The organism is Bacillus sp. NTK071 (assembly GCF_017303315.1).
Classification (GTDB): Bacteria; Bacillota; Bacilli; order Bacillales; family Guptibacillaceae; genus Guptibacillus.
Window position 1 is genome coordinate 1 of record NZ_JAFKOI010000114.1, and the last position, 263, is coordinate 263.

A 263-nucleotide genomic window follows, 5' to 3' on the forward strand; every position below is an offset into this window, starting at 1 on the left:
GCGGCAGGATTCGAATACCCGGCATCTGGTTTTCAACGTCTGGGCGCAGATCGAGGAATTGTCGAAAGTGATGACGCTGAAACCCGGCGACGTGATCTTCACCGGCACGCCCGGCGGGGTCGGCATGGCGTCGAAACCGCCGCGCTACCTGAAGCCGGGCGACGTCGTGCGGTGCGAGATCGACGAGCTGGGCGCCATCGAGAACACCGTTCTGGCCGAGGGCTGAAAGGCCCGCCTTCGCGGCGGGCCTTCCGGTCATCCAG

At 65.4% G+C, this 263-nt stretch carries 1 protein-coding gene; it reads left to right on the forward strand.

Features of this window, described 5'->3' with window-relative positions; translation table 11 throughout:
• The coding region (locus JI666_RS22205; RefSeq protein ID WP_206895078.1) for a fumarylacetoacetate hydrolase family protein at nt 1-226 on the forward strand (226 nt) is incomplete at its 5' end.
• Nucleotides 227-263 lie beyond the last annotated feature (37 nt).